The organism is Salinibacter pepae, assembly GCF_947077775.1.
GTDB classification, from domain to species: Bacteria; Bacteroidota; Rhodothermia; order Rhodothermales; family Salinibacteraceae; genus Salinibacter; species Salinibacter pepae.
This window is the reverse complement of sequence record NZ_CAMTTE010000001.1, coordinates 954,316-968,353: the sequence shown is the minus strand read 5'-3', so window position 1 is coordinate 968,353 and position 14,038 is coordinate 954,316. Positions and strand designations below refer to the sequence as shown.

Here is a 14,038-nt window from a genome sequence, read left to right as displayed (position 1 = left end):
CTCAACGCCCAACGCTCAACGCCAGACCCTCAACCCGCCACGTCACAGCGCAGTATGATCGAACTAGACGTCATAGATTCGGAAACGGCCGCCCGCGACGACGAATCGGGGGCGCGTGATGGGTCGTCGGAGCCGACCTTTTGGCGCCACTGGTCCGAGTCGGACGCCGACGAGGACGGCGACGACCTCACGGAATTCGTGCCGGGAGACAGCGAGCCCCCGAGCGGGGCGTCGCGGCGACAGTTTCTGCAGCTGATGGGGGCGGCCATGGCCATGGCGGGGCTGGCCGGCTGCCGGCGGCCGGAGGAGAAAATTCTGCCGTATGCCCGCGAGCCGGAAACGGTGACGCCCGGCATTGAGGACCACTACGCCACGAGCATGCCGTTTCGGGGGGTGCTGCGCCCGGTCGTGGCCCAGAGCAACGAAGGGCGCCCGACCAAAATCAAGGGCAACAGTGACCATCCGTCGGGACAGAGTGGCACCAGCCCGTACGAGCAGGCCTCGGTGCTCAACCTATACGACCCCGATCGCTCCCGGTCCGTCCGCCAGGAGGGGCGCACCGCCTCCTGGAGCGACTTCGTCTCGTTTTGCCGCCAGCTGGGCAACGAGGCCGACCAGCGCCAAGTGGCGGTTCTGGCGGAGAAGACCTCGTCCCCGACCGTACAGGCGATGCGCCAGCGCATGGCGGATCGCTTTCCGAACCTGCAGTGGGTGCCGTACGCCCCGACGGGGACCGACCCGCGGCGGCTCGGCACGCAGCAGGCCTTCGGGCGCCCCCTTCGGCCGCGCTTCGAGCTTGGGGAGGCGGAGGTCATCGTAAGCCTCGACGCCAACTTCCTCGACGGGCGCACCCACGACTTTGGGTACCACACGCAGGGGTTTGCGGAGGGGCGGCGCCTAGACGACGCGGAGGACACCATGAGCCGGCTCTACACGGTGGAGAGCCGTTATTCCACCACGGGCGGCAGCTCGGACCACCGGCTCGCGATGCGGGCCGGGCGCATTCCCGCCCTCGCGGCCGCCCTCGCGGCGGAGCTGGGGGTGGGGGAGGCGCCGGACGTCTCGTGGAGCGAGCGGGAGCGCCTGCACGTTCGGGAGATGGCCCGGGACCTGCGAGCGGCGGGCGAGCACGGCGTGGTAATGGCGGGGGAGGCACAGCCGCCCGAGGTGCACGCCCTCGCCATGGCGGTCAACCAGCGACTCGGGGGGCTCGGCACCACCGTCACGCTCTTCGATCCCGGAGACGACGAGATCCAGCCGCAGGACGAGGCCCTGGCCGACCTGACCGCGTCGATGCGGGCGGGCGAGGTGGACACCTTGTTCATGCTGGGCGTGAACCCCGTTTACGACGCCCCGTCTGAGCTGGGCTTTGAGGAGGCGCTCTCGAACGTACGCGACACGGTCCACCTGGGGCGCCTCCGGAACGAAACGGCCCAGGCGGCCCGCTGGCACCTGCCCCGCACCCACTACCTCGAACAGTGGGGCGACGGCCGGGCCTACGACGGCACGAAGTCGATCGTCCAGCCGCTCATCCGGCCGCTCTACGACGACGCGCACTCGCTCATCGAGGTGCTCAACCTGGCGGCGACGGGCGTGGACGCCAGCGGCCACGACCTGGTCCGCGAGCAGTGGCGGGCCCAGCTTCCGGCCCCCTTCCAGGAGCGGTGGCGCAAGGCGTTGCACGACGGATACCTCGAAGGATCCGGGTACGAGACGGCGTCGGTGGGCACGGCGACCGTGCCGTCGATTGACGCCCCGGCGTCCGACCCGGACGAGATTGAGGTCGTCTTCCGCACGGATTCGAAGCTGCTGGCGGGGCGATTCTCCAACAACCCGTGGATGCAGGAGCTGCCGGATCCGATCTCGAAAATTGTGTGGGACAACGTTGCCGTCATGAGCCGGGCGACGGCGGACGAGCTGGGGGTGGAGGTCCAGCGCCGCGAGGGCAGCTTCTACGCCGACCGGGTGGAGTTGACCCTCGACGGCCAGTCCGTCGAGCTGCCCGTGTGGGTGCAGCCGGGCTACCCGGACGGCTCCATCGGGGTGTCGATGGGCTACGGGCGCACCATCGCCTCGACCCGCGAGTCGGAGAGCACGCCGTTCTGGGACACCAGCGATCAAACCAACATCTACAACGGCAGCCCCATCGCAGGGGGGGTCGACTCGTCCGGGGAGCCGGTGGACGTGGTGGGGGGCAACGTGGCGCCGATGCGCCCGAACGGGGGGCGGGTCGCCACCGGGGCCAACGTTACGCAGGTCGGCAGTGGGTACCTCCTCGCCACGACCCAGGAGGAGGGAAGCATGCAGGGGCGTCCGATTGTGCGCTGGGCAACCCTGGACGAGTTTAAAGAGAACCCGGAGTTTGTCAACGAGTCGCAACCGCCCGTGCCGGACCTGGGTCACGGGGGCGACGGCCACGGAGACGGCGGCCATGGCGATGAGGGCGGCCACGGCGGCGGGGACGGGCACAGTGGCGACGGGGCGGCCGGTACCGTGTCGGGGCAAGGCCTGGAGGCGGGGCCGGGCGCCGACGCTCACGGGGCGGACGAGATGCCCGAACAGGCCGCTCATGGGGGCGACGGCGCCGGTCAGCACGGCGGCGCCGGCGCCGACGAGCCGGGCCCTGTGGAGAAGCAGCAGGAGTACCCCATGGCCTGGGAGGAAAACCATCCGAAGGACCAGGCGGCCTTCAAAAACAACCCCTACTACCAGAACCAGTGGGGCATGACCGTGGACCTCAACACGTGCACGGGCTGCAACGCCTGTGTGGTGGCCTGCACGAGCGAGAACAACGTGCAGGTGGTGGGGAAGGACGAGGTGAGCAAGGGGCGGCACATGTACTGGATTCGGAACGACCGGTACTACGTGAGCGAGGAGGAGGGGGGCGACAACCCCGAGATGCTCACGCAGCCGGTGATGTGCCAGCACTGCGAAAACGCGCCGTGTGAGTCGGTGTGTCCGGTGGCGGCGACGGTGCACTCGCCGGACGGCACGAACCAGATGGTCTACAACCGCTGCATCGGGACGCGCTACTGCCAGAACAACTGCCCGTACAAGGTCCGCCGCTTCAACTTTTACGACTGGACCAAGACGCTGCCGACGGAGGTGCAGATGGCGCAGAACCCCGACGTCACCGTGCGCAACCGGGGCGTCATGGAGAAGTGCACGTGGTGCGTCCAGCGGATCCGGAAGCACCAGCAGCAGGCCGACAACGAGGATCGCGACCTACGGCCCAACGAGGTCGAGACGGCCTGCCAGGAGGCATGCCCCACCGACGCCATCACGTTTGGGGACCTCAACAATCCCGAGAGCGACGTGGTGGAGGAGAAGAAGAACCCGCGCCGGTACGAGCTGCTGTCCTACCTGAACACGAAGCCCCGCCTCTCCTACCTCGGCCGTGTGCGCAACACGAATTCCCGCCTGGAGGAGGCCCTCTCGGAGACCGAGGCGGAAGAGGAGGCGCCCGTTGAGGCCTAGCCTCGGGGCCGCCCCCTGCACGAACTCGTCGAATTGATCTGAGCCATTCGTGGAGTCATCCAAGAAGCTTCCAACGGACCCGTCCGAGTCGCCCCCGTCGCCCGCAGGGGATGGTGCGGCCGACCCGGAGCGTCTCGTCAAGGGCAACCTGTCGTTTCACGACATCACCGAGATGGTGTCGCGGCACGCGGAGAAGAAGGCGCCGCTGGCGTGGTACGTGGCCTTTGCCGTGTCGCTGTCCGGGGCGCTTCTGCTGATTGGGCTGCTCGCCTACGTGGTGTGGAACGGCATCGGGGTGTGGGGCAACAACCAGCCCGTCGGGTGGGGCTGGCCGATTGTCAACTTCGTGTTCTGGGTCGGGATCGGCCACGCCGGGACGCTGATTTCCGCCATTCTCTACCTCTTCCGGCAGCACTGGCGGACGGCGATCAACCGGGCCGCGGAGGCGATGACGATCTTCGCGGTGATCTGTGCCCTCATCTGGCCGACCTTCCACGTCGGGCGCGTCTGGGCCATCTACTGGACGCTCCCGATTCCGAACCAGATGGCCATGTGGCCGCAGTTTAAGAGCCCGCTGCTGTGGGACGTGTTCGCGGTGTCGAGCTACTTCATCGTGTCGACCCTCTTCTGGTACGTGGGGCTCGTTCCGGATCTCGCCACGCTCCGCGACCGCGCCAAGAACTTCTGGCGGCAGCGCATTCTCGCCTTCTTTTCGCTGGGGTGGACGGGCTCGAACCGCCACTGGCGCAACTACGAAAAGGCATACCTGCTGCTCGCAGGCCTCGCCACGCCGCTCGTGCTGTCGGTCCACTCGGTCGTGTCGTTCGACTTTGCGGTGTCGGTCATCCCGGGGTGGCACACGACGATCTTCCCGCCCTACTTCGTGGCCGGGGCCATCTTCTCCGGCTTCGCCATGGTGGTTACGCTCATGGTGATTACCCGAGAGATCTACGGCCTGAAGAACCTGATTACGATCGACCACCTGGAGAAGATGAACATCATCATCCTGGTGACCGGGTCGATCGTGGGCTTTGCCTACATCACGGAGTTCTTCATGGCCTGGTACTCGGGGGTCGAGTACGAGCAGTACGCCTTCATCAACCGCGCCTTCGGGCCGTACGCCTGGGCGTACTGGATCATGATGACCTGTAATCTGGTCACGCCGCAGCTCTTCTGGTCGAAGCGGCTTCGGCGCTCCATCCCGGTCATGTTTGCCCTGTCGATCGTGGTGAACATCGGGATGTGGTTCGAGCGGTTCGTGATTACGATCACGTCGCTCCACCGCGACTTCCTGCCGAGCTCGTGGGGCTACTTCACGGCCACGTGGGTCGACATCGGTACGTTCGTGGGGTCGTTCGGGCTCTTCTTTACCCTCTTCCTGCTCTTCCTTCGGTTCGTGCCGATGGTGGCGATGGCGGAGGTGAAGGGGGTAATGCCGGAGGCCGATCCGCACCACTACGACCACGGGGGCAACGGGCACGCCGAGGGCGACGGCGAGCCCTACATCAAGCCGGCGGAGCCGGCCCTGGCCGAGGCGTACCGCAACGACGGGGCCGACGCCTCCGGGTAGACGAGGCGGCCTCGCCGTCATCACTCATCGCTGTTTTCCATTGAGCACCGCGCGACACCATGTCCACGCTGATCCAAGACCTGAAGGCCCAGGCAGGGATCTTCGAGAGCGACGCCGACCAGGTCCACGGCCTGCTCGCCGAGTTCCCGGATCCGGGCGCGCTGCTGCACGCCGCCGAGGCGGTCCGGGAGGAAGGCTACCGCCACTTCGACACGCACAGCCCGTTTCCGATTCACGGAATGGACGAGGCGATGGGGCTGGGCAACGCGTCCGCCGTCGGTGTGCTCACGTTTTTTGGCGGGATTACGGGGTGCGTGGTTGCGTATCTCCTGCAGTGGTGGACGGCCGCGGTGGACTACCCGCTCAACATCAGCGGCAAGCCGTTCTTTGCCGTGGAGCCCTCGGTGCCCATCATGTTTGAGTTGACGATCCTGTTCGCGGCGTTCGGCGCCGTGGCGGGCATGTTTGCGCTGAACGGATTGCCACGGCCCTACAACCCCCTGTTCTACTCCGATCGCTTCAAGGGGGCGTCGGACGATCGGTTTTTTCTGCACATTGCGGCCAGCGACGATGAGTTCGACGTGAAGGACAGCGCCGCGATGCTCCAGCGGCTCGGGGCACACCACCTTGAGCTCGTCAAAGACGACGGGACGGTCGATGCGTGATGCCGCATCGATTGGTCCCGTCCGCATTCTCCCTCGATTTTCCTGCACGACCAATGCGACGCCTGTTCGTTACCGGCTTGATGCTCGTCGCCCTGCTCCTGGCGGGGTGCCGGGGCACCCAGTCGGACAATCCGCCCTTCCACATGAACCTGGACATGGACTTCCAGCCCAAGTTCGGGCCGCAGGAGGCGAATCCGTACTTTGAAGACGGCGCCGCCATGCGGGCGCCGGTCTCGGGCACGGTGCCGCGGGGCGAGCTCCGGGACAGCTCCGCCCTCTACCAGGGGCGGACGGCAGACGGCGATTACGTAGACCAGATTCCCATCGCGGTCAACCGGAAGGTCTTGGAGCGAGGCCGGGAGCGATACGAGATCCAGTGCTCAGTCTGCCACGGGAAAACCGGAGACGGGAATGGGGTCATCATGCGGGGCGACTACGGATACACCCCCGCCCCGAGCTACCATGTTGGCCGGCTCCGGGAGTCGCCGGACGGGTACCTCTACGACGTGATCGCGAACGGCGTGCGCAGCATGCCGGCCTACGGACAGAAGGTGTCCGTGATGGACCGCTGGGCCATCGTCGCGTACATTCGCGCCCTGCAGCGCAGCCAGAACGCCACGCCTGACGACCTGCCGCCGGGAGAGCGGGCCGAGCTGGGCGCGGCGCCCGAAGGCGGCGCGACGGCGCAGGCCGGCACGGAGTAGTCTCGTCTTCACCGTCTCTACGGCCCCCTCACTGCTGCGGACCTCTGAACCAACTTCTCGCAGGGCCCTTGCGGCTCCGAACCGACGTCTCAACGCCATGCCCGACTCCATCAATCGCAGTTCCTTTCTGAAGTGGCTGGTCGATCCGGTCCAGCCGACGAGCGACGTTGCGAAACGAGCCTACCGGTTCGTGGGGGACCGGCGCGCCTGGCTCGTGCCGATGGCGCTGGGGATCGCGCTCCTGACCATCAGCCTCCTGGGCCTCTGGGAGAGCCCGGACGACTTCTTTTTCGCCTACCTGGTGGGATGGTCGTTTCTTTTAACCATAGCCCTGGGGGGGCTTTTCTTCCTCGTGTTCAACCACCTCACGCGGGCGAACTGGAGCGTGGTCGTAAACCGCATCAATGAGGCCCTGGTGTGGGCGTTTCCGTTGCTGTTCCTGCTGGGGCTGCCGTTGCTGTTCGGGATGCACGACCTGTATCACTGGACGCACGCCGAGCTCTACGACCCGAGCAGTCCCCAATACGACGAGATCCTGGCGGGGAAGCGTGCGTACCTGAACACGCCGTTCTGGTCGGTCCGGATGGTGGTGTACTTTGCGGTGTGGACGGTGATCTCGTACCGCCTCTACACCCTCTCCCTCCGGCAGGACGTGGATGCGGACCCTGAGATTCCGGCGGCGCTGCGGAGCACCAGTGCCTGGGGGCTTCCCCTCCTGGCGGTGACCACCGCCTTCGCGAGCTACGACATCCTGATGTCCACCGACCCGCACTGGTTCTCGACCATCTTCGGGATCTACTTCTTCTCGGGGGGCATCCTGGGGGCCGTCGCCACGATCACCCTCGTATCGCTCCTGCTCCGACGAACCGGCGGGGTGCTGGAGGGGGTCATCACGCCGGAGCACGACCACGACCTGGGCAAGTACCTCTTCGGCTTCGTCGTCTTCTGGGCGTACATCGCGTTTAGCCAGTACATGCTGTACTGGTACGGGGGGATTCCGGAAGAGACGGTGTGGTTCCAACACCGGCTCCAGGGGGGGTGGGCCTGGCACAGCGCCGCCCTCGTGATCTTCCATTTCCTCCTCCCGTTCCTGATCCTCCTGCCACAGGCGACGAAACGGGCCGGGACGGTGATGGCCGTGCTGTCCGTGTGGCTGCTTGGCATGCACTGGTTTGATCTGCACTGGGTGGTGCTCCCGGTGCTTCGGGAGGGCGGGGGCTTTCACTGGCTCGACTTTACGTGTTGGTTGGGGTTGACGGGAATCTTTGCCGGGGGATTGATGTATCGCCTCGGCCGGCATCCCCTCGTGCCCCAGAACCATCCGTCCCTGCGGGACTCCCTCCAGTTCGAAAACATGTAGCGAACGCCCCGCGTCGGGGCTGGGGGAGGGCGGAACGAATGGGCTTTTCCGGTGATTTCACCCGGTGCGGTGACCCTCTCCCGACCCCCCTGCGTTCGTAAGTAGGCACTCTGGCACCAACCCTGCGCACGACACATGGCTTCCGACGACGGCCCCACGCCCTCACTGGTCACGCCCGTTGACACCGTCTCGGCGGACGGGAGTGCAGTGACGTTCGTCTGGTCCCCCGTCGAGGACGGCGACGCGTACCGCCTGCAGGTGGCCGAGACGGCGCGCTTCGACACGCCTGTCGTGGACGCCGAGGTGGGGACCCAAACGGCGGTAACGGTCGGCAACAAGCTGCCCACGGACGGGCAGACGTTCTTCTGGCGGGTGCTCGTTGAGAGGGACGGCGAGTGGGGACCCCCGAGCCCCGTGGAGAGCTTCGTCGCGACCACGGAGGCGGAGGCCGAGCAGGGGCCCGCCGAGGCCGCCGACGAGGAGCCCGTGACGGAACTTGCGCGCGCCGCCCGTCAAGAAGCCACCGCCCAACCCTTTGATTTCGAGGATCAGATCGAGAAGGAGAAGGAGCGTGGCGTGGCGTACGAAGGCGTGGCTGCGAGCCAGATTATGGGCATCTCGGCCTCGATCATTGCCGTTGTGCTGACCGCCGTCGCCATCCTGTTCGGGTGGTTTGGACAGGTGAGCCAAAGCGCGGAGGGGGCGGCCGCCGAGCGGATGCAGTACCGTGACATCAAGCAGGCCGAGATGGAGGCGGCACAGGAGTTGCAACAGTATGAGGTCGTGGACGAGGAGGAGGGCACCTATCGGATCCCGATTGACCGTGCCATGGACCTCGTCGCGAGGGAGGAGTATCAGCAGCGGCAGCAGCCGGAATGACAACCCGGACGGCGGGTACGGGGGGCACCCCGCACGGCGGCGCACGACCCCCCATCGGCCGCCCTTTTGACATGAGGCAGCGATTCGTCTCCACCAACGACCAATCACGACATGGGTGATTTTTGGCTTCCCGAAGCGGCGTCTACGATGGCGCCGAAGATTGATAGTCTCTTTACCTTCGTAAACGTCGTCAGCGGGATTCTCCTCGTCGGCGTGGTTGCGGCGATGCTCTGGTTTATGTACCGCTATCGCCGTCAGGACCCCGCCGAGCGGCCCAGTCCCGTCAAGGAGAGCAAGCTGCTGGAGATTTCCTGGATCGTAATTCCCACGATTCTCGTCCTCCTCGTCTTCAACTGGGGGTTCAAGTCGTTCGTGGCGCAGAAGACGATCCCGGACAATGCATACGAGATTCGGGTGCAGGCGCGGTCGTGGGGGTGGTCGTTCGAGTATCCGAACGGCGTTACGACGGACACCCTGTACGTGCCGGCCGACGAGCCGGTGAAGACCACCATGAGCAGCCAGGACGTGATCCACAGCTTCTACGTCCCGGCGTTTCGGGTAAAGCAGGACGTGCTGCCCAACCGCTACACGTCGGTGTGGTTTGAGGCGACGAAAGAAGGAACGTACGACTTGTTTTGCACCGAGTACTGCGGCCGGAACCACTCCGAGATGGACGCGGAGGTGAAGGTCGTTTCCCGCGCCCGCTTCGACCAGTGGCTGGAAAGCGCCGCAACACCGGACGACATTCCGCTTCCGGAGTTGGGAGAAAAGCTCTACACGCAACAGGGCTGTCAGGGTTGCCACAGCCTCGATGGCTCCGACATGGTGGGGCCCACCTGGAAGGGCCTCTACGGCAAGACCGACCACCAAATGGCCGACGGGTCGACGGTCACGGCGGATGCGAACTATCTTCGCGAATCCATTCTGCAATCGGGGGCGAAGGTGGTGGAGGGCTACCAGAACGTAATGCCGTCGTACGCCAGCCTTTCGGAGCGAGAGGTGACCGGTCTCGTTGAGTTCATCAAGGAGCAGAGCGACAAGGAGGTCTCCGAGGAGTAACGGCCAGAGCCCGAGGGGACGCTCGGGCCCCGGATGCTGTTTTTCAGCCGTGCACGCTTGTCATACATCAGATCGAGACGCCATGAGCACGACCACACAGAACGCCCCGGTCGATCAGGGGGAGCCCCAGGAGGAAGAGACCAATTACCTCAACCACGAGACGAGCGTCTGGTCGTGGTTGTCGACGAAGGACCACAAGCGCATCGGGGTTCTCTACTGCGTTTCCCTTGCCACGGTCTTTCTTGTGGCAGGGGTGCTGGCGCTTCTCATGCGGGCCGAGCTGTCGGGCCCGGACCAGACCCTGATGAGCAACGACACCTACAACCAGGTGTTTACGATGCACGGCATCCTGATGGTCTTCCTTTTCCTGGTGCCGTCCATCCCGGCCATCCTGGGCAACTTCGTGTTGCCCCTCCAAATCGGGGCGAAGGACGTGGCCTTCCCGCGGCTCAACCTTGCGTCCTGGTACGTCTACCTGGCCGGGGCCGCGCTCACGATTACGGCCCTCCTGACGGGCGGGGTGGACACCGGGTGGACGTTCTACACCCCGTACTCCTCGTCCACGGGCGGCGGGGTGCTCTGGATGACGGCGGCCATCTTCGTCGCCGGCTTCGCCAACATCTTTACGGGGATGAACTTCATCGTGACGATCCACAAGATGCGAGCGCCGGGCATGACCTGGAACCGGCTGCCCCTCTTCGTCTGGGGGCTGTACGCCACGAGCATCGTGCAGGTGCTCGCTACGCCCGTGATCGGCATCACGATGGTGCTCCTCATCCTGGAGCAGACGCTTCAGATCGGCATCTTCGACCCGGCGCTTGGGGGCGACCCGGTGCTCTTCCAGCACTTCTTCTGGTTCTACAGCCACCCGGCGGTCTACATCATGATTCTGCCGGCCTTCGGCATTCTGTCGGAGCTGATCGCAACCTTCTCCCGGTCGCGCATCTTCGGGTACCGGGCCATCGCCCTCTCGTCGGTCGCGATTGCGATGCTCGGCTTCCTGGTCTGGGGCCACCACATGTTCGTGAGCGGCCAGTCCGCCATCTCGTCCATCGTCTTCTCGCTCATCACGTACCTTATCGGGATTCCCTCGGGGATTAAGGTCTTCAACTGGGTGGCAACCCTGTACAAGGGGTCCATCTGGCTGCAGACCCCGATGCTGTACGCACTGGGCTTCCTGTTCATGTTCACGATCGGGGGCTTCACGGGCATTATGGTGGGCGTGCTCTCGGTGGACGTGCACCTGCACGACACCTACTACGTCGTGGGGCACTTCCACTACGTCATGATGGGCGGATCCGTGGTGGCGCTCCTGGGCGGCATGCACTACTGGTGGCCGAAGATCACGGGGCGCATGTACAACGAGACGCTCGCCAAGATCGCGGCCGCGCTTGTCTTCATTGGGTTCAACCTCACCTTCTTCCCGCAGCTGGTGCTGGGCTCGCGCGGGATGCCCCGACGCTACGCAAACTACGCGGATCGCTTCGCGGGGCTGCACCAGCTCTCGACCTACGGCTCTCAGATCTTGGGGGTGGGCCTCTTCCTCATTCTGGGATACGCCCTCTGGTCGCTCGCGTACGGGGAGAAGGCCCCGGCCAATCCCTGGGGCGCCACCACCCTGGAGTGGACCAACACCACGGCCGTCCCGATCCACCACAACTTTGAACGGACCCCCCTCGTAACGCGAGGGCCGTACGACTTCCACCTCGCCGACGAAGTGTTTGGGGGTGGGGACGGGGAGGCCCTCAGCGACGACGTGCCCCAGATCCCTGAACCAGCGCCCTCGGCCCCGTCCGAGACGGACACCGCGGATCCGGCCAGTGCGTAAGCAGCGGCTCCACGCCTTGTCTCACGAGATCTCCCGACCCCATGGCAACGGAAACAGCCCCGGCCCCCACCGAGACGGAGGCCGCGCACGACGACCATCACCCGGAGCACCTGGAGCACCACTTCGTCTCGTCGGAGCAGCAGTTCGACTCGGCGAAGCTTGGGATGTGGGTGTTTCTTATCACCGAGGTGCTTCTCTTTAGCGGCATGTTCGTCGCCTACGCCGTCTTCCGCCAGTGGAACCCCGAGGTGTTCGCGGCGGCCAGCGGGACGCTGAACCAAACGATGGGGGCGCTCAACACCGTTGTGCTTCTCACCTCGTCCCTGACGGTGGCCCTGTCGATCCACGCCATCAAGCAGGACAAGGTGAAGCGGTGCATCTACTACCTGCTGGGCACGCTCGGGCTGGCGGGCGGATTCATGGTGGTCAAGTACTTCGAGTACATGGCCAAGTTCGAGCACGGGGTCTACCCCGGCGGGGCGTTCGACCCGCACGGGGCCCACTACGAACACCTGGCGGAAATGGCCATGGCGCCTCAATTCTTCAGCATCTACTTCGTCATGACGGGCATCCACGGGGTGCACGTGGTCATCGGCATGATCGTCATCGGCGCGCTTGCGGTCATGGCGTGGCGCGGATCGTTCAGTAGCGAATGGTACACCCCGGTGGAGCTTACGGGGCTCTACTGGCACCTCGTCGACATCGTCTGGATTTTCCTGTTCCCGCTGCTCTACCTCATCTGAGCCGCGTTGAACTGGAGCCGCATCCGTACGCGGAACTGCATGACGGTATCACTTGCTGCTTCCCGGAAATCAGTAAAGACGTGATGCGTGACGCGTGAGATCAGAACGCCTTCACGCATCACGTTTCACGTGCTCCGTCTTCGTTCCGGAGCGGGGAATGATGCCGGAAAGAGGTTGCCTTCGGTCCATCAACCGAGATTCCCAACACGTTCACGACGTTATGGCGCACGACGGCCCACACATCGTTCCCAAGTCCACCCTGCTGAAGGTGTTCGGGGCGCTCATTGTCCTGACCGGCCTGACGGTCGGGGTGGCCTACGTCCCCCTCGGCCCCCTCACCGTGCCCGTGGCCCTCGGGGTTGCGGGGATGAAGGCCACGCTGGTGGTGCTCTTCTTTATGCACCTGAAGTACGACAACCCGGTGAACGCCCTCACCTTTACGATCGGGACGATCTTTGTCGTCGTGTTCGTCACCATCACGCTTCTCGACACGGCGTTCCGGGGCGACCTGGGGAACGTGACCGCCCAGACGGTGGAGGAGATTCAGGCCGAGCAGGAGCGCGCCCAGCAGCGCCAGGACGCGATTCCGTCGGATTCATTGCGGATCGCCCCGTCGGACTACCCGAATCAAAACCGCGGAGCGACCATGTCGTCCGACGACGGCTCGTAAACGCGGCACTGGGCGCCCCGAAGGGGGATATGTGACACGACGGACACGAACTTTCTCGGTCCATCGAGGTACTACGAAGCAGCGATTTGAAGGGGGATGACGATCCGCTGAGGCTTCAGTTTCGTCTCGATCACACGGGGCTGCCGCTGCCCATGGTTGTTCTGTTCGCTGGACTTGTCGGAGTTACGTTCTTCGCGCTGCTGGTGTGGGCCGGCACCATGGTGTACCGCCTCTACAATCCCGAACACCCGCGCCCCTTCCGCGAACACCCCGTCGTTCAGCGGGAGCAAGCCACCGCGGAGGGGGAATACGTATCGGTGGGGGTGCGCGAGATTCGGGCCGATCGGCGCCGCGCGCGTCGGGATGGCGAGAGCCGCCGCGACTACGTCTGGGGCCGATCCGAGGACATCCCGGAATCCTGGCGTGAGGACCTGTGGACCCGCCGCAACTGACGAAGGCGACCCGGAGGCGCTACGACGCGGGGAAGCCAGCGTCTACGTGCCGTTGAAGGAACGCGGCCACGGCCCGGTGTGCCTCCCGCCGATCCGCGACCGTGCCGGCGTCCCCGTCGGCCCGGCCGGTGATGCCCTTCACGATGTGGCACGAGGTCCCGTGCTGGGCCGCCACGTAGGCCACGGCATACCCGGTGGCGTCCCGCATGTCCGCAATGCGCTCCCAGTAGCTCGACGCGTCCGCGTCTCCACGCACGTGATCCTGCGAGACGAGCGTGCCCTCCACATCGAGGTCGAAAGGGCATTCGAGGGGCATCCGGGGATAGTCCGGGGCCTCTAGCTCCACGCGGTCGCCTTCCAAAACGAAGGCCGTCTCCACGACCGCCCCCACCTCAAGCTCGTCGGCGAGCGCGACGGCCCCGCCCGCATGCACGAGCGTGTCGACGTCGTGCTCGTGGAGGAGGCGCTCGGTTCCGAGGGTGGCCTTGATTTTGCCGGGGCCGACTACGGTAGCGACCACGGCGTCAGTCTGCAGGTGGGCTCCTTCCTCCAGCTCCCCGAGCCGATCTCCGGCGTACTGTTCAACAAAGGGAGCAGCCTCATTAGGTGTAGAGAATATAACGCCGAGCAT

General features: G+C 65.3%; 12 protein-coding genes. 11 read left to right on the top strand and 1 reads right to left on the bottom strand.

The window, feature by feature from the left end; translation table 11 throughout:
- Nucleotides 1–54 precede the first annotated feature (54 nt).
- The 11 genes from OJA40_RS04100 (at nucleotide 55) to OJA40_RS04050 (ending at nucleotide 13,407) form a co-directional block, all read left to right on the top strand.
- Nucleotides 55–3,477: a 4Fe-4S dicluster domain-containing protein gene (locus OJA40_RS04100; RefSeq protein ID WP_263809984.1), complete on the top strand. Its 3,423-nt coding sequence runs from the start codon at nucleotides 55–57 to the stop codon at nucleotides 3,475–3,477.
- A 148-nt stretch (nucleotides 3,478–3,625) separates the two neighbouring features.
- Nucleotides 3,626–5,047 (top strand): NrfD/PsrC family molybdoenzyme membrane anchor subunit, encoded by a 1,422-nt coding sequence (nrfD, locus tag OJA40_RS04095; protein ID WP_272481472.1) that lies wholly within the window; start codon nucleotides 3,626–3,628, stop codon nucleotides 5,045–5,047.
- A 59-nt stretch (nucleotides 5,048–5,106) separates the two neighbouring features.
- On the top strand, nucleotides 5,107–5,712 hold the full coding sequence (locus OJA40_RS04090; protein ID WP_208426741.1) for a DUF3341 domain-containing protein: 606 nt from the start codon (nucleotides 5,107–5,109) through the stop codon (nucleotides 5,710–5,712).
- Between the two features lie 53 nt (nucleotides 5,713–5,765).
- Nucleotides 5,766–6,416, top strand: a complete 651-nt coding sequence (locus OJA40_RS04085; protein WP_118831209.1) for a c-type cytochrome — start codon at nucleotides 5,766–5,768, stop codon at nucleotides 6,414–6,416.
- 97 nt (nucleotides 6,417–6,513) lie between these two features.
- A complete protein-coding gene (locus tag OJA40_RS04080) occupies nucleotides 6,514–7,776 on the top strand; it encodes a hypothetical protein (protein WP_208426743.1) in 1,263 nt (420 codons plus the stop codon).
- 135 nt (nucleotides 7,777–7,911) lie between these two features.
- The gene (locus OJA40_RS04075) at nucleotides 7,912–8,655 is read left to right on the top strand and encodes a fibronectin type III domain-containing protein (protein ID WP_208426744.1); all 744 of its coding nucleotides are present in this window, start codon (nucleotides 7,912–7,914) and stop codon (nucleotides 8,653–8,655) included.
- A gap of 111 nt (nucleotides 8,656–8,766) precedes the next feature.
- Nucleotides 8,767–9,714, top strand: coding sequence for a cytochrome c oxidase subunit II (coxB, locus tag OJA40_RS04070; RefSeq protein ID WP_208426745.1), 948 nt, complete (start codon nucleotides 8,767–8,769; stop codon nucleotides 9,712–9,714).
- Nucleotides 9,715–9,796: 82 nt separating this feature from the next.
- The gene (gene ctaD, locus OJA40_RS04065) at nucleotides 9,797–11,542 is read left to right on the top strand and encodes a cytochrome c oxidase subunit I (protein WP_208426746.1); all 1,746 of its coding nucleotides are present in this window, start codon (nucleotides 9,797–9,799) and stop codon (nucleotides 11,540–11,542) included.
- Between the two features lie 41 nt (nucleotides 11,543–11,583).
- A complete protein-coding gene (locus OJA40_RS04060) occupies nucleotides 11,584–12,285 on the top strand; it encodes a cytochrome c oxidase subunit 3 family protein (protein WP_208426747.1) in 702 nt (233 codons plus the stop codon).
- A gap of 220 nt (nucleotides 12,286–12,505) precedes the next feature.
- A complete protein-coding gene (locus OJA40_RS04055; protein WP_208426748.1) occupies nucleotides 12,506–12,955 on the top strand; it encodes a cytochrome C oxidase subunit IV family protein in 450 nt (149 codons plus the stop codon).
- Between the two features lie 152 nt (nucleotides 12,956–13,107).
- Nucleotides 13,108–13,407, top strand: a complete 300-nt coding sequence (locus OJA40_RS04050) for a hypothetical protein (protein WP_231847121.1) — start codon at nucleotides 13,108–13,110, stop codon at nucleotides 13,405–13,407.
- A gap of 19 nt (nucleotides 13,408–13,426) precedes the next feature.
- Here the strand turns inward: OJA40_RS04050 and OJA40_RS04045 are convergent, their stop codons facing one another.
- On the bottom strand, nucleotides 13,427–14,038 hold the full coding sequence (locus tag OJA40_RS04045) for a nucleoside phosphorylase-I family protein (protein WP_208426749.1): 612 nt from the start codon (nucleotides 14,036–14,038) through the stop codon (nucleotides 13,427–13,429).

Excerpts from the sequence above, each read along its gene's own strand:
- OJA40_RS04100 (WP_263809984.1), top strand. The coding sequence starts at position 55 with ATGATCGAACTAGACGTCATAGATTCGGAAACGGCCGCCCGCGACGAC.
- OJA40_RS04090 (WP_208426741.1), top strand. The coding sequence starts at position 5,107 with ATGTCCACGCTGATCCAAGACCTGAAGGCCCAGGCAGGGATCTTCGAG.
- OJA40_RS04085 (WP_118831209.1), top strand. The coding sequence starts at position 5,766 with ATGCGACGCCTGTTCGTTACCGGCTTGATGCTCGTCGCCCTGCTCCTG.
- OJA40_RS04080 (WP_208426743.1), top strand. The coding sequence starts at position 6,514 with ATGCCCGACTCCATCAATCGCAGTTCCTTTCTGAAGTGGCTGGTCGAT.
- OJA40_RS04075 (WP_208426744.1), top strand. The coding sequence starts at position 7,912 with ATGGCTTCCGACGACGGCCCCACGCCCTCACTGGTCACGCCCGTTGAC.
- coxB (WP_208426745.1), top strand. The coding sequence starts at position 8,767 with ATGGGTGATTTTTGGCTTCCCGAAGCGGCGTCTACGATGGCGCCGAAG.
- ctaD (WP_208426746.1), top strand. The coding sequence starts at position 9,797 with ATGAGCACGACCACACAGAACGCCCCGGTCGATCAGGGGGAGCCCCAG.
- OJA40_RS04060 (WP_208426747.1), top strand. The coding sequence starts at position 11,584 with ATGGCAACGGAAACAGCCCCGGCCCCCACCGAGACGGAGGCCGCGCAC.
- OJA40_RS04055 (WP_208426748.1), top strand. The coding sequence starts at position 12,506 with ATGGCGCACGACGGCCCACACATCGTTCCCAAGTCCACCCTGCTGAAG.
- OJA40_RS04050 (WP_231847121.1), top strand. The coding sequence starts at position 13,108 with ATGGTTGTTCTGTTCGCTGGACTTGTCGGAGTTACGTTCTTCGCGCTG.
- OJA40_RS04045 (WP_208426749.1), bottom strand. The coding sequence starts at position 14,038 with ATGCTCGGCGTTATATTCTCTACACCTAATGAGGCTGCTCCCTTTGTT.